General features: G+C 73.0%; 24 protein-coding genes, 2 tRNA genes and 1 pseudogene. 8 read left to right on the forward strand and 19 right to left on the reverse strand.

What is annotated here, in order from left to right; genetic code table 11:
• Positions 1-96: 96 nt before the first annotated feature.
• From ACIBAD_RS20990 to pgsA, 7 genes are all read right to left on the reverse strand, one after another.
• Positions 97-849: a YebC/PmpR family DNA-binding transcriptional regulator gene (locus ACIBAD_RS20990; RefSeq protein ID WP_030157380.1), complete on the reverse strand. Its 753-nt coding sequence runs from the start codon at positions 847-849 to the stop codon at positions 97-99.
• Between the two features lie 57 nt (positions 850-906).
• Complete coding sequence (gene pdxT, locus ACIBAD_RS20995) at positions 907-1,497, reverse strand: pyridoxal 5'-phosphate synthase glutaminase subunit PdxT (RefSeq protein ID WP_134074675.1); 591 nt, start codon at positions 1,495-1,497, stop codon at positions 907-909.
• 5 nt (positions 1,498-1,502) lie between these two features.
• Complete coding sequence (gene pdxS, locus ACIBAD_RS21000) at positions 1,503-2,420, reverse strand: pyridoxal 5'-phosphate synthase lyase subunit PdxS (RefSeq protein WP_030157377.1); 918 nt, start codon at positions 2,418-2,420, stop codon at positions 1,503-1,505.
• A 182-nt stretch (positions 2,421-2,602) separates the two neighbouring features.
• On the reverse strand, positions 2,603-3,142 hold the full coding sequence (locus ACIBAD_RS21005; protein ID WP_134074676.1) for a hypothetical protein: 540 nt from the start codon (positions 3,140-3,142) through the stop codon (positions 2,603-2,605).
• A gap of 43 nt (positions 3,143-3,185) precedes the next feature.
• On the reverse strand, positions 3,186-4,349 hold the full coding sequence (locus ACIBAD_RS21010; RefSeq protein ID WP_134074677.1) for a glycosyltransferase family 4 protein: 1,164 nt from the start codon (positions 4,347-4,349) through the stop codon (positions 3,186-3,188).
• Entirely contained in the window at positions 4,346-5,254 is a 909-nt protein-coding gene (locus ACIBAD_RS21015; RefSeq protein ID WP_134074678.1) for a phosphatidylinositol mannoside acyltransferase, read from the reverse strand. Before ACIBAD_RS21015 ends, ACIBAD_RS21010 begins: the two co-directional genes overlap by 4 nt.
• Positions 5,254-5,919, reverse strand: coding sequence for a phosphatidylinositol phosphate synthase (gene pgsA / locus ACIBAD_RS21020; protein ID WP_134074679.1), 666 nt, complete (start codon positions 5,917-5,919; stop codon positions 5,254-5,256). The genes ACIBAD_RS21015 and pgsA overlap by 1 nt, the downstream gene beginning before the upstream one ends.
• Positions 5,920-6,162: 243 nt before the next feature.
• Here pgsA and ACIBAD_RS21025 point away from each other — a divergent pair, with 243 nt between their 5' ends.
• Together ACIBAD_RS21025 and ACIBAD_RS21030 are read left to right on the forward strand one after the other, a co-directional pair.
• A complete protein-coding gene (locus ACIBAD_RS21025; RefSeq protein WP_398908008.1) occupies positions 6,163-8,358 on the forward strand; it encodes an elongation factor G-like protein EF-G2 in 2,196 nt (731 codons plus the stop codon).
• Between the two features lie 138 nt (positions 8,359-8,496).
• The gene (locus ACIBAD_RS21030; RefSeq protein WP_398908009.1) at positions 8,497-10,161 is read left to right on the forward strand and encodes a hypothetical protein; all 1,665 of its coding nucleotides are present in this window, start codon (positions 8,497-8,499) and stop codon (positions 10,159-10,161) included.
• Positions 10,162-10,219: 58 nt separating this feature from the next.
• Here ACIBAD_RS21030 and ACIBAD_RS21035 read toward each other — a convergent pair whose 3' ends face one another.
• Positions 10,220-10,780: an HIT family protein gene (locus tag ACIBAD_RS21035; protein ID WP_398908010.1), complete on the reverse strand. Its 561-nt coding sequence runs from the start codon at positions 10,778-10,780 to the stop codon at positions 10,220-10,222.
• 67 nt (positions 10,781-10,847) lie between these two features.
• Between ACIBAD_RS21035 and ACIBAD_RS21040 the strand changes: the two genes are divergently transcribed.
• Positions 10,848-11,546, forward strand: coding sequence for a potassium channel family protein (locus ACIBAD_RS21040; RefSeq protein ID WP_398908011.1), 699 nt, complete (start codon positions 10,848-10,850; stop codon positions 11,544-11,546).
• A gap of 26 nt (positions 11,547-11,572) precedes the next feature.
• Here ACIBAD_RS21040 and thrS read toward each other — a convergent pair whose 3' ends face one another.
• The 3 genes from thrS to ACIBAD_RS21055 form a co-directional block, all read right to left on the reverse strand.
• Positions 11,573-13,549, reverse strand: a complete 1,977-nt coding sequence (gene thrS, locus ACIBAD_RS21045; RefSeq protein ID WP_119096506.1) for a threonine--tRNA ligase — start codon at positions 13,547-13,549, stop codon at positions 11,573-11,575.
• 145 nt (positions 13,550-13,694) lie between these two features.
• Complete coding sequence (locus tag ACIBAD_RS21050; protein ID WP_398908012.1) at positions 13,695-14,939, reverse strand: hypothetical protein; 1,245 nt, start codon at positions 14,937-14,939, stop codon at positions 13,695-13,697.
• Positions 14,939-15,529 (reverse strand): DUF4365 domain-containing protein, encoded by a 591-nt coding sequence (locus tag ACIBAD_RS21055; RefSeq protein WP_053694050.1) that lies wholly within the window; start codon positions 15,527-15,529, stop codon positions 14,939-14,941. Before ACIBAD_RS21055 ends, ACIBAD_RS21050 begins: the two co-directional genes overlap by 1 nt.
• Positions 15,530-15,760: 231 nt before the next feature.
• Here ACIBAD_RS21055 and ACIBAD_RS21060 point away from each other — a divergent pair, with 231 nt between their 5' ends.
• Positions 15,761-16,486 carry a 3'-5' exonuclease gene (locus ACIBAD_RS21060; RefSeq protein WP_134074686.1) on the forward strand — a complete coding sequence of 242 codons (726 nt, stop codon included), beginning with the start codon at positions 15,761-15,763 and terminating at the stop codon, positions 16,484-16,486.
• 73 nt (positions 16,487-16,559) lie between these two features.
• Here ACIBAD_RS21060 and ACIBAD_RS21065 read toward each other — a convergent pair.
• Together ACIBAD_RS21065 and ACIBAD_RS21070 are read right to left on the reverse strand one after the other, a co-directional pair.
• Positions 16,560-16,631 (reverse strand) — tRNA-Val (locus tag ACIBAD_RS21065).
• 39 nt (positions 16,632-16,670) lie between these two features.
• The gene (locus tag ACIBAD_RS21070; RefSeq protein ID WP_398908013.1) at positions 16,671-17,165 is read right to left on the reverse strand and encodes an SRPBCC family protein; all 495 of its coding nucleotides are present in this window, start codon (positions 17,163-17,165) and stop codon (positions 16,671-16,673) included.
• 160 nt (positions 17,166-17,325) lie between these two features.
• Between ACIBAD_RS21070 and ACIBAD_RS21075 the strand changes: the two genes are divergently transcribed.
• Positions 17,326-19,692 carry an SCO7613 C-terminal domain-containing membrane protein gene (locus ACIBAD_RS21075; protein WP_398908014.1) on the forward strand — a complete coding sequence of 789 codons (2,367 nt, stop codon included), beginning with the start codon at positions 17,326-17,328 and terminating at the stop codon, positions 19,690-19,692.
• 57 nt (positions 19,693-19,749) lie between these two features.
• Here ACIBAD_RS21075 and ACIBAD_RS21080 read toward each other — a convergent pair.
• Together ACIBAD_RS21080 and ACIBAD_RS21085 are read right to left on the reverse strand one after the other, a co-directional pair.
• Positions 19,750-19,821 (reverse strand) — tRNA-Val (locus ACIBAD_RS21080).
• A gap of 46 nt (positions 19,822-19,867) precedes the next feature.
• Complete coding sequence (locus ACIBAD_RS21085; RefSeq protein ID WP_134074689.1) at positions 19,868-20,338, reverse strand: TIGR02611 family protein; 471 nt, start codon at positions 20,336-20,338, stop codon at positions 19,868-19,870.
• A gap of 177 nt (positions 20,339-20,515) precedes the next feature.
• On the opposite strand from ACIBAD_RS21085, the gene ACIBAD_RS21090 reads away from it, so the two are divergent.
• Positions 20,516-20,929 (forward strand): SsgA family sporulation/cell division regulator, encoded by a 414-nt coding sequence (locus ACIBAD_RS21090; protein ID WP_030011909.1) that lies wholly within the window; start codon positions 20,516-20,518, stop codon positions 20,927-20,929.
• Positions 20,930-21,218: 289 nt separating this feature from the next.
• Positions 21,219-21,773: pseudogene (locus ACIBAD_RS21095) on the forward strand (CGNR zinc finger domain-containing protein); the annotation flags it as partial.
• A gap of 54 nt (positions 21,774-21,827) precedes the next feature.
• On the opposite strand, the gene ACIBAD_RS21100 reads toward ACIBAD_RS21095, so the two are convergent.
• Entirely contained in the window at positions 21,828-22,007 is a 180-nt protein-coding gene (locus ACIBAD_RS21100) for a hypothetical protein (protein WP_030157343.1), read from the reverse strand.
• A 108-nt stretch (positions 22,008-22,115) separates the two neighbouring features.
• On the reverse strand, positions 22,116-22,586 hold the full coding sequence (locus ACIBAD_RS21105) for a hypothetical protein (RefSeq protein ID WP_398908016.1): 471 nt from the start codon (positions 22,584-22,586) through the stop codon (positions 22,116-22,118).
• Between the two features lie 238 nt (positions 22,587-22,824).
• On the opposite strand from ACIBAD_RS21105, the gene ACIBAD_RS21110 reads away from it, so the two are divergent.
• Positions 22,825-23,343, forward strand: a complete 519-nt coding sequence (locus ACIBAD_RS21110; RefSeq protein WP_398908017.1) for a DsbA family protein — start codon at positions 22,825-22,827, stop codon at positions 23,341-23,343.
• Here ACIBAD_RS21110 and ACIBAD_RS21115 read toward each other — a convergent pair.
• Both ACIBAD_RS21115 and ACIBAD_RS21120 read right to left on the reverse strand, forming a co-directional pair.
• Positions 23,340-24,164: a GNAT family N-acetyltransferase gene (locus tag ACIBAD_RS21115; protein ID WP_398908018.1), complete on the reverse strand. Its 825-nt coding sequence runs from the start codon at positions 24,162-24,164 to the stop codon at positions 23,340-23,342. The two genes, ACIBAD_RS21110 and ACIBAD_RS21115, sit on opposite strands and share 4 nt — an antisense overlap.
• A 143-nt stretch (positions 24,165-24,307) precedes the next feature.
• A complete protein-coding gene (locus ACIBAD_RS21120; protein ID WP_398908019.1) occupies positions 24,308-25,141 on the reverse strand; it encodes an aminotransferase class IV in 834 nt (277 codons plus the stop codon).
• Positions 25,142-25,154 lie beyond the last annotated feature (13 nt).

The following is a 25,154-nucleotide window of genomic DNA, read 5'->3' on the forward strand; positions in this document are numbered from 1 at the left end:
GCCGTGTGTGGGGGCGGGGGGCGGGGGCGGCGGGCCCCGCCCCCCGGGGGGGGGGGGGGGGGGGCCCCCCCCCCCCCCCCCGCCGCTGACGCGCGATCAGGCGTCGACCTTCTCCATGACCTCGTCGGAGACGTCGAAGTTGGCGAAGACGTTCTGCACGTCGTCGCTGTCCTCCAGCGCGTCGATCAGCTTGAAGATCTTGCGCGCGCCCTCTTCGTCCAGCTCGACCTGCATGGTCGGGACGAAGCTGGAGTCGGCCGAGTCGTAGTCGATGCCCGCCTCCTGGAGCGCGGTGCGGACCGCGACCATGTCGGTGGGCTCGCTGATGATCTCGAAGGTGTCGCCGTTGTCGTTGACCTCTTCGGCACCGGCCTCCAGCACCGTCTCCAGGACGTCGTCCTCGGAGAGCTCGCCCTTGGGCAGCAGGACGACGCCCTTGCGGTTGAACAGGTACGAGACCGAGCCCGGGTCGGCCATGGAGCCGCCGTTGCGGGTCATGGCGACGCGGACGTCGGACGCGGCACGGTTGCGGTTGTCGGTGAGGCACTCGATGAGCACCGCGACGCCGTTCGGGCCGTAGCCTTCGTACATGATCGTCTCGTAGTCGGCGCCGCCGGCCTCGAGGCCGCCGCCGCGCTTGACCGCGGAGTCGATGTTCTTGTTGGGGACCGAGCTCTTCTTGGCCTTCTGGATGGCGTCGAAGAGGGTCGGGTTGCCGTCGATGTCGGCACCACCCATACGGGCCGCGACCTCGATGTTCTTGATCAGCTTCGCGAAGAGCTTGCCGCGCTTGGCATCGATCACGGCCTTCTTGTGCTTCGTCGTAGCCCATTTAGAGTGGCCGGACATCCGCCTGTCTCCTTCGCGTAACCAACAGTGTTCACCTCAGATCCTACCGGGACCTGTTTACAGCCCCGCGCGCACCATGTCGACGAAGTACGCGTGGACCCGGTCGTCACCGGTCAGCTCGGGGTGGAACGAGGTGGCGAGGACGTTGCCCTGGCGCACGGCGACCGTGTGGCCGTCGTACGTGGCCAGCACCTGCGCCTGCGCGCCGACCGACTCGACCCAGGGCGCGCGGATGAAGACGCCCTCGACGGGGCCGCCCGCTATGCCCGCGAAATCGATCTTCGCCTCGAAGGATTCGTTCTGACGGCCGAAGGCGTTGCGGCGCACGATCATGTCGATGCCGCCCAGGGTCTCCTGGTCGTCACGGCCGTCGAGCAGCTTGTCGGCGAGCATGATCATGCCGGCGCAGGTGCCGTAGACCGGCATGCCGGCCCCGACGCGCTCGCGCAGCGGCTCCAGCATGCCGAACAGGACGGCGAGCTTCGACATCGTCGTGGACTCGCCGCCGGGGATCACCAGGGCGTCGACCTCGGCGAGCTCCTCGGGGCGCCGGACCGGCCTGGCCACGGCGTCCGCCGCGGCCAGGGCGATCAGGTGCTCCCGTACATCGCCCTGGAGTGCCAGGACGCCGATAACGGGGTTGGTCATGGTGACTACCAGCCGCGGTTGGCGTAGCGCTCGGCCTCGGGGAGGGTGTCGCAGTTGATGCCGACCATGGCCTCGCCCAGGTTGCGGGAGGCGTCCGCGATGATCTTCGGGTCGTCGTAGAAGGTGGTGGCCTTCACGATGGCGGCGGCCCGCTTGGCCGGGTCGCCCGACTTGAAGATGCCGGAGCCGACGAAGACGCCCTCGGCGCCCAGCTGGCGCATGAGCGCGGCGTCGGCCGGGGTGGCGACGCCACCGGCGGAGAACAGCACGACCGGGAGCTTGCCGAGCTCGGCGACCTCCTTGACCAGCTCGTAGGGGGCGCGCAGCTCCTTGGCGGCGGCGTACAGCTCGTTGTTGTCGAAGCCGCGCAGCTTGGCGATCTCGTTCTTGATCTGGCGCAGGTGGCGGACGGCCTCGACGACGTTGCCCGTGCCTGCCTCGCCCTTCGAGCGGATCATGGCCGCGCCCTCGGCGATGCGGCGCAGTGCCTCGCCCAGGTTGGTGGCACCGCAGACGAAGGGGGTGGTGAACGCCCACTTGTCGGAGTGGTTGACCTCGTCGGCCGGGGTCAGGACCTCGGACTCGTCGATGTAGTCGACGCCGAGGGACTGCAGGACCTGGGCCTCGACGAAGTGGCCGATGCGGGACTTGGCCATGACCGGGATGGAGACGGCCTCGATGATCTCTTCGATCATGTTCGGGTCCGACATGCGCGCGACGCCGCCGTCCTTGCGGATGTCGGCGGGGACCCGCTCCAGGGCCATGACGGCCACGGCGCCGGCGTCCTCGGCGATCTTCGCCTGCTCGGCGTTGACCACGTCCATGATCACGCCGCCCTTGAGCTGCTCGGCCATGCCGCGCTTGACGCGGGAGGTGCCGATCGCGGACTCAGCGGACTGCGGGGTGGAGGGAAGCGTGCTCACGGATTGACCTCACTCGAAGGGAAGACGGGTGCTGCGGCGGTACCGCGCCCGGGGTGCTCCACGGGCTGCGGTGCTACTGCGCCGAGCAAACCGTCCCAGACCAGTCCACCGCAAGGGCCAATGAGGAGCCGGTGGCCCCTTTCAACTTGGCCTTTGGGTACAACTGGGGCCACCGGGCCAGGCTACGGGCGGTCGGCAAGATCCACCGGAGGCTCGTCGTCCATTTCGAAGGCGAGCGGGAACGGGGCGTGGCCGGCCAGCCGGAACCAGCGCACCTTGCGGTGCCGGCGCAGCGCGCGGGCGGCCCGTACGGCGTCGTTGTGGAACCGCCGCGCCATGGGCACCCGGCGGACCGCCGCGGCCAGCTCCTCGGCGGCCGCCTCGCCACCCGGGGCGGCCTTCAGCAGATCCACCTGGGCGGCGTCGGCGAACACCGCGCGCAGCGCCTGGCTGAGCTCGCTCTCGGCGACCTCGCGCTGCTCCTCCTCGGCCTGGCGGGCGCCGTGGGCGGCCTCGTACAGGACGATCGAGGAAGCGGGGTCGAGCACTCCGGAGGTGGCCACTTCGAGCACCACCGAGGCCCGCCGTACGAGCTGCGCGTCGAGGGCGGCGCGGGCGGCGTCCATCCGCGAGTGCAGCCGGTCCAGCCGTCCGGCGGTCCAGCTGAGGTAGACCCCGATGGCGCCGAGCGCCAGGGCGGTCCAGACAAGGGTTTCGATCACGCCGCGCGACAATACCCTCCTTCCGGGGGGTCCCCCGGCGCGGCTATGCGTCCCGGGTCAGGCCCAGGCGGGTGCGCAGGCGGACGCGCTCGTCCGTGGCCACCGCCGCAGCGCCGTCCGTCACCGTCTCGTAGACCGCCAGGATGTCCGCGCCGACCGTCGACCAGTCGAAGCGGCGCACGTGCGCGGAGCCGCGGGCGCTCAGCTCCGCGCGCCGCTCCGGGTCGCGCAGCAGGGCCACCGCTCCGGCGGCCAGCGCGTCCGCGTCCTCGTTGGCGAACAGCTCCCCCGCCGCCCCCTGGTCCAGGACCTGCGCGAACGCGTCGAGGTCGGAGGCCAGCACCGCGGCGCCCGCCGACAGGGCCTCCACCAGGATGATGCCGAAGCTCTCGCCGCCGGTGTTCGGGGCCACGTACACGTCGACGCTGCGCAGCAGCCGCGCCTTGTCCTCGTCCGAGACCATCCCGAGGAACTCCACCCGCGCGCGCAGCTCGGCGGGCAGGGAGGCCACGGCCTCCTCCTCGTCCCCGCGGCCCGCCACCAGGAGCCGTACGTCCGGGCAGGCCTCCACGATCTTGGGGAAGGCCGCCATCAGGACGGGCAGGCCCTTGCGGGGCTCGTCGATCCGGCCGATGAAGCCGAGGGTGCGGCCGCCCCACTCCGCCTTCGGCTCGGCCGAGGCGAAGAAGTCCACGTCGACCCCGTTGGGGATCACGACCGCGTCCCCGCCCAGGTGCTCCACGAGCGTGCGGCGCGCGTACTCGCTCACCGCGATCCGGGCGCTGATCTTCTCCAGCGCCGGCTGGAGGATCGGGTACGCGGCGATCATGGCCCGCGAGCGCGGGTTCGAGGTGTGGAAGGTGGCCACGATCGGCCCCTGCGCCGCCCAGCAGGACAGCAGTCCCAGCGAGGGCGAGGCCGGCTCGTGGATGTGGATCACGTCGAAGACGCCGTCGTGCAGCCAGCGCCGCACCCGCGCCGCCGAGAGGAAGCCGAAGTTCAGCCGGGCCACCGACCCGTTGTACGGCACCGGCACCGCCCGCCCCGCCGAGACCACGTACGGCGGCAGCGGCGTCTCGTCGTCGGCCGGGGCCAGCACCGACACCTCGTGGCCGAGGCGGATCAGGTGCTCCGCGAGGTCGCGGATGTGGAACTGGACGCCGCCCGGCACGTCCCACGAGTACGGGCACACGATGCCGATCTTCACTGCGCGCGCTCCTCCAGGTCGTCCAGCCACAGCCGCTGCAGCATGTGCCAGTCCTCCGGGTGCTCGGCGATCCCCTGCGCGAAGGCGTCGGCCACCGCCTGGGTCATGGCGGCCGTCTTCCCGGCCCGGTCCCCGGCCTTCGGCACCGCCACCTCGGGGTGGATCCGGCCGTACATCTTCGGCGAGTCCCCGTAGTGCAGGGTCGCCGGGAGCAGCACCGCCCCCGTCTGCTGCGCCAGCAGCGCCGGCCCGGCCGGCATGCGCGCCGCCGAACCGAAGAAGTCCACCTCGACCCCGGTGGCCGACAGGTCGCGGTCCGCGACCAGGCACACCAGGCCCCCGGAGCGCAGCCGCCGGGCCAGGGTCCCGAAGGCCGCGCCTCCGCTGTGGGGCAGCACCTCCATCCCGAGGCTCTCCCGGTAGGCCACGAAGCGGTCGTACAGGCTCTCCGGCTTGAGCCGCTCCGCCACCGTGGTGAACGGGACGCCGATGTGGCCGATGGCCCAGGCGCCGGCGAGATCCCAGTTGGCCAGGTGCGGCAGGGCGACGACCACCCCGCGCCCGGAGGCGAGTGCCTCGCGCAGGAGGTGCTCGTCCTTGAACTCGACGTCCGTGCCGAAGCGGTCCGGGTCCATGGTCGGCAGCCGGAAGGATTCCATCCAGTAGCGCATGTACGAGCGCATTCCGGCCTTCGAGAGCTCGCGCAGCCGCTCCGGTCCGGCGTCCGGTACGACGCGGGCCAGGTTCGATTCCAGCCGCAGCACGCTCTTGCCGCGCCTCTTCCACGCGTAGTCCGCGATCCGGCGCCCCAGGGCCACCGCGGCCGGCTCCGGCAGCTTCTTCACCCCGGCCCAGCCGAGCCCGTAGAGCCCGTCGACCAGCTTGTCCTGCACCCGGCCGGCCATCAGGCGGCGCCGCCTTCGGCCACGGCGGCCGCGGCGTCGGCCTCCGCCGCCTCACGGCGTACGGTGACCACCCGCTGGATCAGCGTGACCAGCGAGCCCACCGCGACGATCCACAGCGCGATCGGCAGCAGCACCCCGATCCACGAGGGCACGCCGAAGGTCTGCAGCCCGGACAGACCGGCCGCGACCAGCGAGATCACCAGCCGCTCGGCGCGCTCGATGAGCCCGTTGACGGCCACCGGCAGGCCGATCGACTCGCCGCGGGCCTTCGTGTACGAGACCACCTGGCCGCTGGCCAGGCAGAAGATCGCCACGGCGCACAGCACGTTGTCGTTCCCGGAGCCCGCGTACCAGAGCGCGAGGCCGCCGAAGATCGCCGCGTCGGCCACCCGGTCGAGCGTGGAGTCGAGGAAGGCGCCCCAGCGGCTGGAGACGCCCGCCTGGCGGGCCATGTTCCCGTCCACCAGGTCGGAGAAGACGAACAGGGTGATGGTGATGGTGCCCCAGAAGAACTCCCCCCGGGGGAAGAAGACCAGCGCTCCCGCCACCACTCCGGCCGTGCCGATCAGGGTGACCGCGTCCGGGCTCACCCCCCGCCGGAGGAGGAATGCGGCGAATGGCGTGAGAACACGCGTGAAGAAAGCACGCGCGTACTTGTTCAGCATGGCCTTCCCGGAGGGTCGCTGGGCCGCGCGGCCACATCGGCCACCGGCTGGCCCATCGTAGCCAGCGCCCCGGGGCCCCGGCGCCGCGCACCCACCGGTTCCGGCCGGGCAATCGCCGGTCCGTGCCCGCGTCGCGCTCCGGACGGCGCCGGGTACTACGTATGGACGCAGTGTGACGCCGGTGCAAAGCTCGAAGGACCCCGATTCAACCTCCTCACCGTCACACCGGGAGGCACGAGCATCATGGGAGCCACATCACACCAAGCCGGAGCCGCCGGCAGGGCACCGACGGCCGACCGCCCGTCGTCGCTGCGGAACGTCGTGCTGGTCGGCCACAGCGGAGCCGGCAAGACCACGCTGGTGGAGGCCCTCGCCCTGACGGCGGGCGCCGTCAACCGGGCCGGCCGCGTCGAGGACGGCACCGCCGTCTCCGACTACGACGAGATCGAACACCGGCAGCAGCGGTCCGTACAGCTGTCCCTCGTCCCGGTCGAATGGGCCGGCATCAAGATCAACATCCTGGACACCCCCGGATACGCCGATTTCGTCGGCGAGCTCAGGGCCGGTCTGCGCGCCGCGGACGCGGCCCTTTTCGTCGTCTCCTCCTCGGACGGGATCGACGGGGCCACCCGCATGCTCTGGGACGAGTGCGCGGCCGTCGGCATGCCCCGCGCCATCGTCGTCACCCATCTGGAGGCAGCCCGCGCCGACTACGCACAGATGGCCGCCGTCTGCGGGGAGAACTTCGGGGCCGACGACCCCGACGCCGTCATTCCGCTCTACCTGCCGCTGTACGGGCCGCCCGGCCCCGACGGGCACGCCCCGGTCGCCGGCCTCCTCGGCCTGCTCTCCCGGCGCGTGTACGACTACACCTCCGGCGAGCGCGTGGAGCGCGACCCCGAGCCCGCCGAGCTGGCCCTCATCTCCGACGCCCGCTCCCGTCTCATCGAGGGGATCATCGCCGAGAGCGAGGACGAGAGCCTCATGGACCGCTACCTCGGCGGCGAGGACATCGATTTCAAGACCCTCGTCGACGATCTGGAGCGCGCCGTCGCCCGCGGCACCTTCCACCCCGTGCTGATGGCCGCACCCGCCGCCGACGGCGCCCGCCAGGGACTCGGCACCGTCGAACTCCTGGAACTGATCACCGGCGGCTTCCCCACCCCGCTGGAGCGCGCCGCCGTGGCCGTCACCGCCCCGGACGGCGCCGAGCGCCCGGCCGTCACCTGCGATCCCGACGGGCCGCTGGTCGCCGAGGTCGTCAAGACCTCCTCCGACCCCTACGTCGGGCGCGTCTCCCTCGTCCGCGTCTTCTCCGGCACCCTGCGCCCCGAGGAGACCGTGCACGTCAGCGGCCACGGCCTGGCCGACCGCGGGCACGAGGACCACGATGTCGACGAGCGGATCGGCACCCTCACCTCCCCCTTCGGCAAGCAGCAGCACACCCTCACGCAGGTCATCGCCGGGGACCTCGCCTGCGTGGCCAAACTCACCCGCGCCGAGACCGGCGACACCCTCTCGGCCAAGGACCGGCCCCTGCTGATGCAGCCCTGGCAGATGCCCGACCCGCTGCTGCCCCTCGCCATCGAGGCCCACAGCAAGGCCGACGAGGACAAGCTCTCCCAGGGCCTGGCCCGGCTCGTCGCCGAGGACCCCACGATGCGGCTGGAGCAGAACCCGGACACCCACCAGGTCGTCCTGTGGTGTCTCGGCGAGGCCCATCAGGACGTGGCCCTGGAGCGGCTGCGCGCCCGCTACGGGGTCCAGGTCGACCCCGTCCCGCACAAGGTGAGCCTGCGCGAGACCTTCGGCGCCAAGGCCTCGGGCCGCGGCCGCCACGTCAAACAGTCCGGCGGGCACGGACAGTTCGCCATCTGCGAGATCGAGGTGGAGCCGCTCCCCCCGGGCAGCGGCATCGAGTTCGTCGACAAGGTCGTCGGCGGCGCGGTGCCCCGCCAGTTCATCCCGTCCGTCGAGAAGGGCGTCCGCACCCAGGCCGCCCGCGGGGTCGCCGCCGGCTATCCGCTGGTCGACGTGCGCATCACCCTGCTCGACGGCAAGGCGCACTCGGTGGACTCCTCCGACGCCGCCTTCCAGACCGCCGGCGCGCTCGCCCTGCGCGAGGCCGCCGCCGAGGCCCGCATCCACCTCCTCGAACCGGTCGCCGAGCTCGCGGTCCTCGTCCCCGACGAGTACGTGGGCCCCGTCATGAGCGACCTCGCCGGCCGCCGCGGCCGCGTGGTCGGCACCGAACAGGCCGGCGCCGGCCGCACGCAGGTCCGCGCCGAGATCCCCGAGATCGAAATCGGCCGGTACGCCGTCGAACTGCGCTCGGTGTCGCACGGCACGGGCCGGTTCACCCGCGCCTACGCCCGCCACGAGCCCATGCCGCCCCAGATCGCCGACAAGGTGCGAGAACAGGCCGAGAAGGGAACCTGACTGACACTGCGCCGGGAGCCGCCCACCCAAGCCGCTTGCGGTGGGCGGCATTTCCCTGTCCCATGACCATGGGAAGAGATACGCCGATAGGCTCATCTGCGCGGCAAAAGAGCACAACGCACAGCGATGGGGGCAACGGTGGCGGACGACGGATTCGACTTCAGGCCCGGGGCACAGATCCCCCTCCAGGGGGGCGGCGGCCAGACGGCGGCGACCAACGCCCTCGCGTCGGCCGCCTACCGGGACGGCGGCAAGGACACCAAGCTGTCCGACATAGCCAAAGCCGACAACGAGTACCACAAGTCCACGATCAAACCCCCGAAGATCTCGCTCTTCGAACCCAACCTGGGCGAGGCCTTCTGCCGCGCGGTCGAGGCCCGCACCCTGGCGGCCGGCCGCAAACCGCTCATCCAGTCCTTCGGCCTCGACCCGCAGACCGTCGTCGAGCACTGCCTGGCGGCCTCCCGCATCCGCAAGGAGCGCGACCGCAAGCTGCGCCTGATCACGCTCGTCGCCGGCGTCCTCTTCCTGCCCGGCCTCCTGCTGTGGCTGGGCCTGTTCCAGCTCCGCAAGACCCTGTCCAAGGGCGAGGGCAAGCGCTCCTGGCTGGGCACCCTGCTGCTCGTGGGCGTCGCCGTCGTGGCGGCCGTACTCATGTTCCGGCTGCCGTTCACCGGCTTCCTCGGCTTCTACCTGCGCGGCATGGTCATCGCCCCCGCCGTGGGCTGGCTCCTCGCCCGCCGGATCTGCGAGGCCACCGCCGCCGACCTGCGCTCCCGCTGGGACGGCCTGCTGGCCGGCAGCGGCATCGGGGCCAAGATCCCGGAGGCGGTGCCCGGCAACCCCGACGAGAAGGCCCGGGAAGACCTACGGCACTCGCTGGCCAAGCTCACCGCCGAGGACCGCAGCAACTCCGTCTTCTACGCCGGCCCCAAGGGCATCCTCGGCATGGGCACCCGCTGGGGCAGCTGGCAGATGGCCGAGGAGCTCGCGCCCAAGACCGAGGGCATGGAGATCCACCCGTTCCGCAGCTGGGACGTCATCCGGGCGATCGACACCGAACTGCGCAAGCTGGAGCGCGGCCCGCTGCACACCGGCGGCCTGCCGCCCGCCTCGATCCAGCACTGGATCGTCACCCCGGTCGGCGAAGCCGCCGCGGAGGTGGCCCGCCCCACCGGCGCGGACGTGGACACCTTCCTCGTCAAGCCGCACGAGATCACCCGGATCTGCAACGAACAGCAGTTCAGCGGCGGCAACCGGCACTACCTCGGCATCCAGTACCCGCTCTGGGACGGCCAGTTGGTGATCACGATGCTGGTGACGGTCACCGTGCTGTACAAGACCCTGCGCGTCGAGGTGACCGGCCACGCGCTCGGACCGGTGCACGGCCTGTTCACCACCAAGTCGGCGGCCCCGAAGGTCGAGGTGCCGAAGTCCGTCCGGTTCTGGGAGACCGTCGAGCGGCCCCTGCCGCTGGTGGACGCCCAGGAAGTGGTCCGCCTCGCCGTCCGCGCCCCGCTGACCTGGTTCCCGCCGATCCTCGAATTCTTCGGCGGCAAGCTGGTCCTGCCCGAGCCCTTCGGCCTGCGCCACGTCTGGGCGGGCCAGCCCTGGCGCCACCGCTTCATGGCCGACGACGCCCTGCGCGCCGCGACCCCCGTCCTGCGGGCGGTGCACGCGGCGGCGCTGCGGGTGCTGGACGAGAACGGCGCCGACATCGACCGCTTCAGCAACCGCTCGATGATCGTCAGCGGGCTCGTCCAGGACGCCGCCCCGCGCAAGGCGGACGTCTACGACGCATAGGACAGGAGGTCCCGGGGCCGATCGCCCCGGGACCTCCTGGTCGTCGTCCTGCGGGCCCCTAGCCGTTGGGCCAGGCGTCGGCGAGCATCTGGCGGGTGTCCGCGAGGAGTTGGGGCAGCACCTTGGTGTGGCCGACGACCGGCATGAAGTTCGTGTCCCCGCCCCAGCGGGGCACGATGTGCTGGTGCAGGTGCGCGGCGATTCCGGCCCCCGCGACCGCGCCCTGGTTCATGCCGATGTTGAAGCCGTGCGCCCCGGACGCCTTGCGCAGCGCGACCATGGCGCGCTTGGTGAGGTCGGCCAGCTCGACCGTCTCGGCGGCGTCCAGCTCCGTGTAGTCGGCGACGTGCCGGTACGGAACCACCATCAGGTGCCCGCCGTTGTACGGGTACAGGTTCAGCACGGCGTAGACGTGGTTGCCCCGGGCCACGACCAGGCCGTCCTGGTCGGACATCTCCGGAATCCCGCAGAAGGGACAGCCGTCCCCGGCCTCCGGACCGGTCGGCTTGTTCTCCCCCTGGATGTACGCCATCCGGTGGGGCGTCCACAGACGCTGGAACGCGTCCTGCGTGCCCACACCGATCTGCTGCTCCGGCTCAGTCGTCATGGGATGCAGCATATGACCTTGCCCCGGCAGGGCGTGTCGCCGGGGGGAAGGCGGCCGCCGGCACCGCGATGCTGGGCCCATGCGTGCCGAAGAAGAGCCCCGTGATCGAGTCTGGGAGCGGCGTACCGAGCTGCCGCTCTTCTACGCTTCCCTGGTCTTCACGGCCGGGTACGCCGTCCGCGTCCTGGCCACCGAGACCGAGCACATCTGGCAGGACCTCGCGGCCGTGGCGATCCTGGTGACCTGGGGCTGCTTCCTCGCGGACTTCCTGATCCGGCTGGTCCTGAGCGGCGAGAAACCGCGGCGCTTCGTCCGCAGGCACTGGCTGGACGCCGTGGTGGTCGTGCTGCCCACGCTGCGGCCGCTGCGCCTGGTCAAGGTCCACGACGCGATCCGGGCCAAGGGGCGCCGCCCGCGCCGCAGCCTGTACCCGCGCGTGATCACGTACGCCGGGCTCACCTCGCTGCTGTTGGGCTTCTCCGGCTCGCTCGGCATCTACGACAGCGAGCGGACGGACCCGGCCTCCCCCATCCACACCTTCGGGGACTCGGCGTGGTGCGTGATCCAGACCCTGACGACGGTCGGCTACGGGGACGTGGCCCCCGTGACCCCGACCGGCCGGGTGATCGCGGTCGGCCTGATGGTCTGCGGCCTGGCCCTGCTCGGGGCGGTGACGGGTGCGTTCTCGTCCTGGCTGATCCAGGTCTTCCGCGAGGAGGACGAGGAAGGCGGCGAGGGGACTCCGGGGAACCGAAGTTCCCCGGAGTCCCCTCGATAGGCACCTGCGGGGGGCCGCTGCGCCGGTCAGACCTGGACGCGGTCCTCGACGACCTTGGCCAGCTTGGCCAGCGCCTCGTCCTTGGCGATGCCGTTCTCCTGCGAACCGTCGCGGTAGCGGAAGGAGACGGTGCCGGCGGCCATGTCCTCGTCACCGACGATGATCATGAACGGGACCTTGAGCTTCTGGTGGTTGCGGATCTTCTTCTGCATCCGGTCGGAAGAGGCGTCCACCTCGACCCGCAGGCCCTTCTTCTTCGCCGCGGCGGCGAATTCCTGCAGGTACTCGACGTGCCCGTCGCCGATCGGGATGCCGACGGCCTGGACCGGGGCCAGCCACGGCGGCATGGCGCCCGCGTAGTGCTCCAGCAGCACGGCGAAGAACCGCTCGATGGAGCCGAACAGCGCACGGTGGATCATGACCGGGCGCTGGCGGGAGCCGTCGGGCGCGGTGTACTCCAGGTTGAACCGCTCCGGCAGGTTGAAGTCCAGCTGGACGGTCGACATCTGCCAGGTACGGCCGATGGCGTCGCGCGCCTGCACGGAGATCTTCGGGCCGTAGAAGGCCGCACCGCCCGGGTCGGGGGTCAGCGGGAGGCCCTGCTTCTCGGCGACCTGCTGGAGTACGGCGGTGGCCTCTTCCCAGACCTCGTCCGAGCCGACGAACTTCTCCGGGTCCTTGGTCGACAGCTCCAGGTAGAAGTCGGTCAGACCGTAGTCGCGGAGCAGGTTCAGCACGAAGGTGAGGGTGCGGTCGAGCTCCTCGGCCATCTGCTCACGGGTGCAGTAGATGTGCGCGTCGTCCTGGGTGAAGCCGCGGGCGCGGGTCAGGCCGTGCACGACGCCCGACTTCTCGTACCGGTACACGGTGCCGAACTCGAACAGGCGCAGCGGGAGCTCACGGTAGGAGCGGCCGCGCGCGTCGAAGATCAGGTTGTGCATCGGGCAGTTCATGGGCTTGAGGTAGTAGTCGGTACCACCGTCGAGCTGCATGGGGGGGTACATGCCCTCCGCGTACCAGTCCAGGTGCCCGCTCTTTTCGAAGAGCGCGCCCTTGGTGGCGTGCGGGGAGTAGACGAACTCGTAGCCCTCTTCCTCGTGCCGGCGGCGCGAGTAGTCCTCCATGGTCCGGCGGATGATGCCGCCTCGCGGGTGGAAGACGGCGAGGCCGGAGCCGATCTCGTCCGGGATGGAGAAGAGGTCGAGCTCGTTGCCGAGCTTGCGGTGGTCGCGCTTCTCGGCCTCGGCGAGGAAGTCGAGGTGGGCCTTCAGCTCTTCCTTCGACGGCCAGGCGGTGCCGTAGATGCGCTGGAGCATCGGGTTCTTCTCGCTGCCGCGCCAGTAGGCGGCCGCGTTGCGCATCAGCTTGAACGCCGGGATGTTGCGGGTGGTGGGCAGGTGGGGACCGCGGCAGAGGTCCTTCCAGCACAGCTCGCCGGTCTTGGCGTCGAGGTTGTCGTAGATGGTCAGCTCGCCGCCGCCCACCTCGACGTTCGCGCCGTCGTCGGTCGACGCGGAGCCCTTGATGCCGATGAGCTCCAGCTTGTACGGCTCGTCGGCGAGCTCCTCGCGGGCCGCCTCGTCCGTGACGACGCGGCGGGAGAAGCGCTGGCCGCGCTTCTGGATCTCCTGCATCTTCTTCTCGACGGCCTTCAGGTCCTCCGGGGTGAAGGGCCGGGCCACGTCGAAGTCGTAGTAGAAGCCGTCCCGGACCGGCGGGCCGATGCCCAGCTTGGCCTCGGGGAAGAGCTCCTGCACGGCCTGGGCCATGACGTGCGCGGTGGAGTGGCGCAAGATGTTGAGACCGTCCTCGGAGGAGATCTCCACCGGCTCGACGGTCTCGCCGTCCTTCACCTCGTACGAGAGGTCCTTCAGCTCACCCGCGATGCGCGCGGCGACGATGGTGCGCTCGCCGGCGAAGAGCTCGGCCGCCGTAGTGCCCGTGGCCACCACGCGCTCGTCCCGCTCGGAATCGCGTTGGATGATCACACGGACGTCTGACACCGGTCTCTCCTGACTCAGGGGATGCGCGAGCGAACGCTGCGCGCCTGAATCGTACCGAGCCGAACGGCTCCGCCGCGAAACGGTTTGGGCTCCGCCGCCCCGGGCCCGCGCTCCGGGCCGGACGGGGCGCCGCGGCGGGGGCGGGTCAGTCGTCCGTCGGGAGGACGTCCGCGGGGTCCAGGGACTCGTCCAGGGATTTCATCAGGCGGTCGCGCTCGACCTCGTCCAGCGGGACCGGGCTCACGTCGGTGGCGTCCGTCAGCCGCCGGAACCCGCCCCGGCGCTGCAGCCGTCCGCTCACCCGGATCGGCACGCCGACCAGGTGCGCGTGCCCCGCCACCCGGTACGCCTCCTCGTCCAGGACCGCCCGTACGTAGGGCACCTCCGCCCCCGCCAGGACGCGCAGCCGGATCGTGCCCCCGCCGCCCGGCGCCGAGCGCCGCATCCGGACCACCGCCCCGGCCACCCGCACGGGCACCGCCGGTTCGTCCCGGGTGTAGCGGGCCGCGGCCTCCCGGAGCACCGGCAGGTCCCCGGGCGAGAACTCCACCGGCTCCGGCCGGGCGGCGCAGCCCGCCGGGACCCCCGCCGCGGGCGCCCAGGCCAGCGCGATGCGGGCCCCCTCCGAGCCGCGCACCAGCGCGATCAGCGCATCGGCCAGCTCCCGGCTGACCCCGGCCTCGACGGCCGCGTCGAAAGCCTCCATGCCGCCGGTGGCCCGCCGGTAGTCCACGGCCTCCCGGGCCGCGTGCAGCGCGTGGTGCAGCCGGGTCACGGTGCCCCGCCCGCCGTCCACCGGGACGTACGCGGTCAGCCGGCGCCCGCCGGGGGCCGGCCCCACCAGGACGCCGTCCAGGGCGCGTTCGGCCTGGCCGCGGTGGCGGGCCCCGTAGTACCCGGCCCTGGCCCGGTCCGCGAGGGCCCCGGCCAGCAGCAGCTGCCGGGCGGCCGAGCGGAGCTGTTCCTGCACGGTCCAGGCCGCCGCGCCCTGCGGTCCGTACGGCCCCTCGGGGCCCTCCGGGATGCGCCGCTCCCAGCGGATCTCGTCGCTGGGCACGCTCAGTCCGTACAGCACCTCCCGTGCGGACGGCAGCGCGCTGCGCGAGAGGGCGGTCAGCGCCTCCTCCAGCAGGTCGGAGCAGTCGGGGAAGGACCGGCTCTCCGGGACGAGGAGGCTCGCCCCCGCGCCGGTCGTCGCGTACGGGGCCGGCGGCGTCCAGCGCCCGTACCGGCCCGCGGCGCCGCCCCGGCGCTGCCAGCCGTGCCGGTGCAGCAGGGCCCCGAGCACCGCCGGGTCGATGTGCGCGGGATCGGGCGTCCCGGAGTCCGAGAAGTCCCCGTGCTCCGACGGGGGCGCCAGCGGTTCCAGGTTCGGTGAGTGCCAGTGCATCAAGGTGTCCCTCCCGACCCGACCCGGGTCATGATCTCGCACAGCGCCCGGTCGTCGAAGATCCGCGTGGTCGGGATCCGTACGGTGGTCCGGCGCCGGCCGGTCACGGGGTGCCCGGCGAGGTTGGTCCAGTAGCAGCAGTGCCGCAGGTCGAGCCGGTCGTGGCCGGCGGCGAGCCACTGGTCGCGCTCTCGCGGGACGAGCATCACGACGAGGATCTTGTGGACGGCGACCGGCGTGCGGGCCAGCTTCACCAGGTGCTCGTTGTCGAGCGTGAAGGCGAACGTGGGCCCCGCCGGTCTGGGCGGTACCTGGTAGGTCGCCTTCAGCTGCACCTTGATGGTGACCTCGTCGTCGACGACGTGCTCGGGCGCTCCGTGGTTGACCTGCCAGTCGATGCCGTTGTCCGGAAAGGGCTGCGAGAGCGAGCAGCCGGCCGCGGCCGCGACGGCGTGCAGGTATCCCACCTGGAGGGTCTCCATGCAGGCGGTGGTGGCGAGCGTGCCGCGCAGCGGTCCGGTCCGTTCCTCGTTCCGCGGATCGGTCCGCCCCTGCAGCATCCCGCCCGGTTCGGGCTGCGCGAGCGCCATGGCCGGCTCCCCATGCCTTCCGGGCCCTGCCGAATGAGGGTGGTGTGGTGGGTGGGGTGACGACCGGTCATGTGTGCGGCCCCCCAGGGAAGTTGTCTCCGTAGCGGACGGGCCGCAAACGGCGTACGGCGCAAACAGGCCGGGTATCACCGATGCGGGCAGGGGTGGCACGTTCCGAGGCGGCGGCGCCCGGGTGCGCCCCGACTGCCGATCGGGAACGAGGAGTTCGCCATGACGCGCTGGTATGAGGGGCCGCTGGCCGCATTCGACACGGAGACGACCGGGGTGGACGTGGAGCAGGACCGGATCGTGTCCGCCGCTCTCATCGTGCAGGAGTGTGCGGGCGGCCGGGTCCGCTCCACCCGCTGGCTGGTCAATCCCGGTATTCCGGTGCCCCCGGGGGCCACGGAAGTGCACGGTCTGACCGATGAGCACCTCCAGCGCAACGGGCGGTGGCCGGCGCCGGTCGTGGAGGAGATAGCCCGTGCGCTCGGGGAGCAGCTGGTGGCGGGCCGGCCGGTGGTGGTGATGAACGCACCGTTCGATCTGACGCTGCTGGACCGGGAGTTGCGCCGGCACCGGGCGTCGACGCTGGCGCGGTACCTGGACAACCGGCCGCTGACGGTGCTGGACCCGCGGGTGCTGGACAAGCACCTGGACCGGTACCGCAAGGGCCGCCGGACGCTGACGGACCTGTGCGCGCACTACGGGATAGAGCTGGAGGGCGCGCACGACGCGGCGGCGGACGCGCTGGCCTCGCTGGAGGTCGTACGGGCGGTGGGGCGCCGGTTCGCGGCCCGGCTGGAGCGGCTGACCCCGGCGGAGCTGCACACGCTCCAGGCGGTGTGGCACGCGGCGCAGGCGCGCGGGCTGCAGGCCTGGTTCGCACGGCAAGGGACGCCCGAGTCGGTGGATCCGCACTGGCCGCTGCGGCCGGAGATGCCGGCGGCGGCGTAGGCGGACCGGGACGGCAACGGGCCCCGGACATGCGGAAGGCCGGTCCGTCGTGAGACGGACCGGCCTGACCCGGTGGGCGATACTGGGATCGAACCAGTGACCCCTTCGGTGTGAACGAAGTGCTCTCCCGCTGAGCTAATCGCCCGGGAACGGTTTGAACCATACAAGAGGCACGGGGTCTGGTTCAAACCGCTTCCGGCGAGGCGGCCAGCCGGGCCGCGAGCGCGTGCCGTCCGGCCCGCATCAGCAGGGCGTGGTTGAGGCGGAACGCGGGCCGCACGGGCACCGCGAGACGCCGCAGCAGGGGGCTGCGCACCTCGACCTCCTGCTCGTACAGGGCCCGTGTCCCGCGCCCGTCCGCTCCCCGGCGGGCCCGCACGGTCCACCGCGCCCAGCCTTCGACGTCCCCGTGCAGGGCCGCCTCCAGGAGGCCGCGCCCGGGATCGCGGAGCAGTTCGGTGGCGGTCATGCGGATCTCGTACGGGAGGAGGGAGCGGATGCGCAGGGCGCCGCTGTACCCGGCGCCGCCGATCTGCTCGACCGCGCGGACCTGGGGCCACCAGCGCGGGTAGTCGCCGGGCTGCTCCAGTACGGCGTAGACCCGCGCGGGCGGGGCGTCGAGGTCCCACACACTGCGGAAGCGGTAGCGGTTCCAGCGGTCCAGGGTGCTGCGGTCCATGGGCCCAGTCTGGACCGGCGGGACCGCGCGCGGGGCCCGCTCCGCAGCATCCACACGTCCGTGGGTACGGGCGCGCACTCCCGTACTCCCCTGTACTCAGCGCGGATCTGAGTACGCACACCCATGTCCTGACGGCGTGACGGGCGCCACACTCCGGAACATGGCGACTCCACCACCCCCAGGCACACCCCTGCCACCCGACCGCGAGCTGGCGCTCATCGACCGGGAGCTGGCCCAACTCGACTCCCGGCGCTCGTACTTGCTGGCCCGACGGGACTGGCTGCTGCGGCTGCCGGCCCCGCACGGCTGGGCACCGGCCGCTTCCGGCTCCCCCGTCCGCCCGCAGGAGGCCTCGGGCCCCGGTGCGCAGAACGTGCTGCTGGCGCTGGGTGCGGTGCTGCTCTCGGTGGCCGCGCTGGCGTTCACGCTGGTCAGCTGGGGGTCCCTGGGGCTCGCCGGGCGCAGCGCGGTGCTGGCCGTGGTGACGGCGGCGGCGCTGGGCGCCCCCGCGCTGCTGCTGCGCCGCGGACTGCGGTCGACGGCCGAGTCGGTGGCGGCGGTGGGGCTGCTGCTGACGGTGCTGGACGCGTACGCGGTGTACGCGGTCGCGACCCCGCACGGCGACGGCACGGCCTACGCGGCGGGGGCCGCGGCCGTACTGGCGGCGCTGTGGGCGGGGTACGCCCGGGTGCTGCCGGGGCCTGTGGTCCCGCTGCCGGCGGCGGTGCTGACGGCCCAGCTCGCGCTGCCGCTGGCGGCGGTGTCCGTGGCGACGGGGCCGGTGGGGACCGGCTGGGCGCTGCTGGCGACGGCGGCGCTGGACGCGGCGCTCGTCCTGCTGGTGCCGGGGGTCCGGGCGCGGGCGGCGGTGTTCGGCCCGGCGGCGGTGAGCGCGGCCGTCCTGGGGGCGGGGGCGCTGCTGAGCGGGCTGTCGGAGATGGCGCAGGCCGGTTCGGCGGGGGCGGCGGCCGGTCCGGCGCTGCTGCTGGCGGCCTGCGCGGCGCTGGGCGTCGGGGTGGCCTGGCGGGAGCCCTCGGCGATGGCGGCCTCGGTCGTGGGCGCCATCGCGGCGGTGGCGGCGCTCGGCGGCCCGGTACGGCCGCTGCTGGCGCGGGACTGGGCCGTGGTGGTGTTCCTGCTGATCTCCCTGCCGCTGCTGGCGGCGGTACGGGCGGGCGCGCTCCCGGCGGCGGTCCGGCGCGGCCTGGCGCGGGCCGGGGCGGGGGTGGCCGCCCTGGCGGCGCTCTCGGCGCTGGTGGCGGCGGTGGGCTCGCTGGGGTCCCGGGTCGTGGTGCTGGGCGAGGTGTGGGCGGCGACGACCCCGTCCCGGGAGGCGTACGGGCCGGGCCCGGCGGCCGCGGTGACCCTGCTGCTGGCGGCGGGGGCCGCCGGGTGGCTGGCGCGGGTGCTGCCGCGCCCGGAGGCGGGTGTGGTCGCGGTGGTGCTCGGCTGGGCGGGGCTGTTCACGGCGCCGCTGCTGTTCGGGCTGCCGACGGCCGCGGTGCTCGCGGCCCAGCTGGCGGTGGTGGCGGCGGCCGGGGTGTGCGCGCTGCGGCTCGGGGGCGGTCCCGGGTACGCGGCCGCGGTGTGCGCGGCGGCGGGGGCGCTGAACCTGTCGGTGGCCGCTCTGGACGGCCGTACGGCCACGTTCGCGGTGTTCGGGCTGCTGGGTGCCGGCTGCGCGGCGGGGGCGGCGCAGCGGCCCGCTCCGCTGCCCGTGCGGGCCGGGGCCGCGGTGCTGGCCGTCGGGTACGCGGCGGCCGAGGCGGCGGCGCTGGGAGCCCTGTGGGGGCTCGCGGTGTCCTGGTGGGCGCTGCCGCTGCTGGCGGTCCCGGCGGTGGTGGCCGCGGCCGGCCCGCGGCTGGGCCGGGTGCGGATCCCGGCGGAGGCCGCGGCGGGCGGGGTCGGCGCGGTGGCGCTGCTCCTCGCGAGCTGGCCCTGGGAGCCGGCCCGGGCGGCGCTGGTGTGCGCGCTGGCCGGGGTGGTCTGCGCGGGCGCGGCGGTACGGGCGGAGCGGCGCGGGCTCGGCTGGGCGGCCGGGGCCCTGTTCGTGGCGGCGACGTGGATCCGCCTGTCGGCGTCGGGCGTCCAGCTGCCGGAGGCGTACGCGCTGCCGGTGACGGTGCCCGCGCTGGCGGTGGGCTTCGTACGCCGCCGCCGGGACGCGCGGGCCTCGTCGTGGACGGCGTACGGGCCGGGGCTGGCCGCGACGCTGCTGCCGAGCCTGCTCGCCGCCTGGGGCGATCCGCACTGGCTGCGGCCTCTGCTGCTGGGCGTGGCGGCGCTGGCGGTGACCCTGCTCGGCGCGCACCGGCGGCTCCAGGCCCCGCTGCTGCTCGGCGGCGCCACCCTCGCGGCGGTGGCCCTGCACGAGCTGGCCCCGTACGTGGTCCAGGTCGTCGACACGCTGCCGCGCTGGCTGCCGCCGGCGCTGGCGGGGCTGCTGCTCCTGGTGGTGGGGGCGACGTACGAGAAACGGCTTCGGGACGCGCGCCGGCTGCGGGCGGCGCTCGGCCGGCTGGTGTAGCGGCGGGAAACGCCAAGGGCCCGGAGACGGTGAAAGTCTCCGGGCCCTTGGTCCGGGTGGGCGATACTGGGTTCGAACCAGTGACCCCTTCGGTGTGAACGAAGTGCTCTCCCACTGAGCTAATCGCCCGGACGCACCGCAAACATTACCCCATGTCAGCGGTGGTTCCCGACCATCACTGGTCCTTCAGGTCCCAGGGCGGCGTGAGCCCGTACTTCCACAGGTAGAAGCCGATCAGGGCGCCCGCGATCACGAGCCCGACGCTGGTCAGGATGATGTTGCGGCGGCGGACCCTGGGGTCCAGCGCCTTCTGCGCGGCCTCGGTGACCTTGCGCTTGGTCCAGCGGAGCACGAGTGACGCCCAGGCGAACTCGGTGGCCCAGATCGCCAGGCCCGCGAAGATCGCGACCCAGCCGGGGCCGGGCAGGACGAGCATGGCGACGCCCGCCCCGATGACGGCGAGCCCGACGACGAAGACGCCGACCTGCCAGCTGAGGTGCAGGGTGCGGCGCGACTTGATGAAGGCGGGAGCCTTCGATACGTGCGGCGCTTCCTCCGTGGTCTGCTGAGTGGCGTCGTCGGTTGCGGACTCGACTGCGGACTCGGCTGCGGACCCTTGGGTCCCGCGGTCACTCCCCGTATTCATGGGCCCGAATCTACCGGAGCCGGAAGCACACGTGAATGGTGCTTTGGATCCGCCGTCCGAGGGACCCAGAGGTCCGCAAAACGGTCAGAGGGGTTTACAACGGCACCGTAGGTGGCATGTCGATTTCGCCGACGTGCGAATCCCCGAGCGCACACTGAGCGAAAGGCCCTGGCGCTTATGAACACCACGGTCAGCTGCGAGCTGCACCTGCGCCTCGTTGTGTCGAGCGAGTCCTCACTGCCTGTCCCGGCGGGCCTGCGGTATGACACGGCCGATCCCTACGCCGTGCACGCCACCTTCCACACCGGCGCCGAGGAGACGGTCGAGTGGGTTTTCGCCCGAGACCTCCTCGCTGAGGGCCTCCACCGGCCCACCGGAACCGGAGACGTCCGCGTCTGGCCGTCCCGCAGCCACGGTCAGGGCGTCGTCTGCATCGCCCTGAGCTCACCGGAGGGAGAAGCACTGCTCGAAGCACCCGCCCGCGCACTCGAATCATTCCTCAAGCGGACGGACGCCGCGGTTCCACCCGGGACCGAACACCGGCACTTCGACCTCGACAAAGAGCTCTCCCACATCCTGGCCGAAAGCTGAGCCAGGCCCTCAGGGAGCACCTCCCGGCACGCGCCGGGGGCCACTCCGCACCGTCCGACTCGGGGCGACGGTGCGGGCTGGACGAAAACCTCATACGGCAGTGCCGGCGCTGTTCTTGCGGAAGCCGTCCGCGAGGGCGGCGCCGGTGTGCGTGGCACGGCCCGTCTCGCCGCCGGTGACGCGTCCGCCGCGGGGGTCCCTCCCGGTTCCGCCCGGTCAAGGCTAGAGTCGGCCCCCAGCGGCGGCACTGGTCCGTCGCCGCAGGCCCGGCCCCCAGGGAGCGACCCCCGTGCAGATTCCCCACGACACCCGTCGCGCGCTCGACGTCGTCGTCGCGCTGGTGAACACCGCGGCCGAGGCCGACCACCCCGACGGACTGGCGGACGTCGGCTCTCTGCGCGAGTTCGTACGCGAGTACAAGATCAGCGACATCGGCGAGCTCGGCGCCCGCGACCTGTCCGGCGTGCGGACGGTCCGCGGCAAGTTCGCCCAGGTCTTCGCAGCGCCCAACCCGCGGACCGCGGCCGGGCTCATCAACGAGCTGGTGGCGACCGCCGGCACCACCCCGCAGCTGACCGACCACGACGGCTACGACTGGCACGTCCACTACTTCGCGCCGGGCGCCTCGCTGGGCGACCACCTCGCGGCCGACGGCGGCATGGCGCTGGCCTTCATCGTGGTCTCCGGCGAGCAGGAGCGGCTGCGCCGCTGCGAGGCCCCCGACTGCCGTCGGGCCTTCGTGGACCTGTCCCGGAACCGCTCGCGGCGCTACTGCGACAGCCGGACCTGCGGGAACCGGCTGCACGTGGCGGCGTACCGGGCCCGGCGCAAGGAGGCCGACGCGGGCCCCTCGGAGCCGGACGCCCCGCAGGACGCGCACCGGGGCCCGCAGTCGGGCTCACAGGAGGAACAGGTCGTGCACGGCGGCCAGCAGCAACAGGGTGCCGATCACCCCTAGGAAGATCATCAGGGGCGGCTGGGAGAGCGCGAAGAGGCAGCCTCGCGGCTCGTCGGCGACGGGGGCGGGGACCGGGGCCGGTGCGGGAACCGGCGGGTCGCCCTGCGATGTGTCGAGCATGTCGGGGCGATGATCGCGCAGGGCGCGCCCCAACGGCCCCCAACACGCCAGCCTTCACGCGGGAGTTCACCCCTTCTTGTCAGGCCCGCGGCGATTCCGTGCGCGGCCTCAGATTCCGTGCTTCTTCAGAATCGCCTCGATGTCGGAGAAGTCGTCCGCAGGAGCGGCGGGGGCCTGGCGGGACTCCGGCTGCGGACGGGCGCCCCGCCCCAGCGAGGGCGCGGACGCGGACGGGGCCACGGCCCCCTGCCCCGGGCTCCCCTCGGCCGCCTTCGCGGCCTTCGACGGCTTGACCGCCTTGGCGGGCTTCTCCCCCGCGCCGAGCCCGCGCCGCTCGATGGCGCGGGTGGTCATGAACAGCACCCAGGACAGCCCGAGCAGCCCGAAGCCCGCCCAGACGGCCGGCTTGAAGACCATCCCGGACACCCACTCCACGACACCCGTCAGCACCAGGGCGACCGGTACCAGCGCGTACGCCGTGATGCGCGTGGCGGCGAGGAAGCGCTTGCGGTACGCGGCCACCGCGGCGATGCCCAGGCCCGCCGCGGACACCGCGGAACATATGGTCTCGGCCAGCATGCGGTCCTCCAGGAGTGGGCGATCTGTCCCTTCCATCCTGCACCGGGCACCACGGCAGCGGCCACGGCCCGGGCCGGTCCGGCGCCGATCTCCGGGAGATCTCGGGGTCGCGCCTCCTCCTCAGGCCTGAGTCAGGGGGCACGACAGGGGCGCGGCAGGGGGTGTGGCAGGGGACATGCAGGGGACATGGCAGGGGTGCGTTTCGAAGGCCGCGCCCGGCGGCTGGGACACTGGGCCCATGACCGATTCCGTGATCCTCGACGTCTGGTGCGAACTCCAGTGCCCGGACTGCCACCGCGCCCTGGACGACGTGCGCGCCCTTCGGGCCCGCTACGGCGACCGGCTGGACATCCGGCTGCGCCACTTCCCGCTGGAGAAGCACAAGCACGCCTTCGCCGCGGCGCAGGCCGCCGAAGAGGCCGCGGAGCAGGGCCGGGCGTGGCCGTACGTGGAGGCCGTACTGGCCCGCACCGCGGAGCTCGGTGAGCGCGGCGAGGCCGTGCTGCTGGACGTGGCGCGTGAACTCGGCCTCGACGCCGAGGAGTTCGACACCGCGCTGATCGACGGCCGGCACATCCTGATCGTCGACGCCGACCAGGCCGAGGGCAAGGCCATCGGCGTGACCGGCACTCCGACGTACGTCATCGACGGCGAGCGCCTCGACGGCGGCAAGAGCCAGGAGGGCCTGCGCGCCCGCATCGAGGAGATCGCGGACCGCCTGCTGGCCGGCCAGGCCCGGGGAGGGTCCGCCGGCTAGAGCAGGTCCTTGGCGTAGTTGACGTCCGTCGTCCGATAGCCGAGGGACTCGTACAGCCGCAGGGCCGGGGTGTTGCCCGCGAAGACCTGGAGCCCGAGGACGCGGTGGCCCCCGGCGAGGGCCGCGCGTTCGGCGAGGAGCATCAGGTCGCGCCCGTGGCCCCGGCCCCGGTGCTCCTCGGCGACGGCGACGTCGAAGACGTACGCGCCCTCCCCGTTCGGCGCCGCCCACACGTGGCCGACGGCGACGCCGTCCGCCTCCAGGACGGACAGCGTGGTGCCCTCGGTGGCCAGCCCGTGGGGCAGCGCGTGCTCGTGGTCGGCCACCGCCTTCGCCCGCGCGGCCTCCTCCGGCATGCCGCGGGTGGTCCAGTCGGCGGCGTATCCCTCGACCGCCCGGGCGAGCCAGACCTCGTACTCGGCCTCCGTCATCGGTCGGCCGGCGACCCCTGCGCGGAGCTCGGGCGGCTCGGCGGGGAGGTCCTTGGCCATGTTACGGCTGTACTCGGCGTACCCGAGCGCCTGCGCCATCCGCAGCCCGCCCGCCGACTCCGCGGGCACGGAGACCCGGACGCGGCGGCAGCCCCAGCCGCGCAGCACCTCCTCGGCGGCGAGCGCCCCGACCGTGGCGCGGCCGCGCCGCCGGTCGGGCTCGTCGACGGCGAGATCCCGGATCTCGCCGACGGTCGGCCCGAAGGGCGTGTCGCAGGCGACCAGCAGCGCGCCGACGCGCCTGCTGTTGACCCGGATCTCGTACGGGCGCGACCGCGCGCCCCCGGTGCTCTGCTGAAGCGGCCCGCTCGGCCGCAGGGTGGTGGTCATCAATCGTGTTCTACCCGCCCCGCGGCCCTGTGCGACAGCCATTAAACGGGCGGTTCGGGGCGCCACGCCTTACCCGGCCCCGCCCGTCCCATCCGCCCCACCCATCGCCCCGATCACCGATCACCGGTCACCGGTCGCCGGCCTCAGGGGTCCAGGTCCGCCCCGGCGTGCGCGTCGAAGATCCGCATCGCCTCGGCCGTGACCGGCCCCGGCACGGCCGCGGCCCGCCCCTCGACGGCCCGCCGGTCGACCCGGTGGACGGCCTGCACGTCGCGCAGCGTGGAGGTCAGGAAGACCTCCTCGGCCTGCTCCAGTGCCTCGAAGGGCAGGTCCGTCTCCTTGGCGCCGGCCCAATCCACGACGAGGGCCCGGGTGATGCCGGCGAGGCAGCCGGAGGCGAGGGGCGGGGTGTGCAGCTCCCCGTCCAGGACGACGAAGACGTTCGAGCCGGTGCCCTCGCAGAGCCGCCCGACGGTGTTCGCGAACAGGGCCTCGGAGGCCCCGGCCCGGTGGGCGGCGGCCAGCGCGACGACGTTCTCGGCGTACGACGTGGTCTTCAGGCCGGCCACGGCGGAGCGCTCGTTGCGGACCCAGGGCACCGTGATCACGGCGGTGGTGTCCGGCCGGCGGATCTCCTCGGCCACGGCCACGACGAGGGTGGGGGCGGCGTCGCCGCGGTCGGAGCCGAGCGGGGACACGCCGCCCGTGTACGTGATGCGCATACGGCCGAGCGGCAGCGGATTGGCCTCCAGGACGGCCGCGCAGGCCCGGCGCACCTCGTCCGGGTCGGGATCGGGCAGTCCGAGGCCGCGGGCCGAGCGGGTCAGCCGGTCCACGTGGCGGGTGAGGGCGAAGGCGGTGCCGCGCTCCGCCTTCACCGTCTCGAACACGCCGTCGCCCACGGTCAGCCCGTGGTCGAACACGGACACCTGTGCGCTGTCGGCGTCCCGCAGCGCGCCGTCGAGCCAGATCCTCACCGTACGATCCCTC

Origin of the sequence: Streptomyces sp. NPDC051109 (genome assembly GCF_044455885.1) — a bacterium.
In the GTDB taxonomy this organism is placed as follows: domain Bacteria; phylum Actinomycetota; class Actinomycetes; order Streptomycetales; family Streptomycetaceae; genus Streptomyces.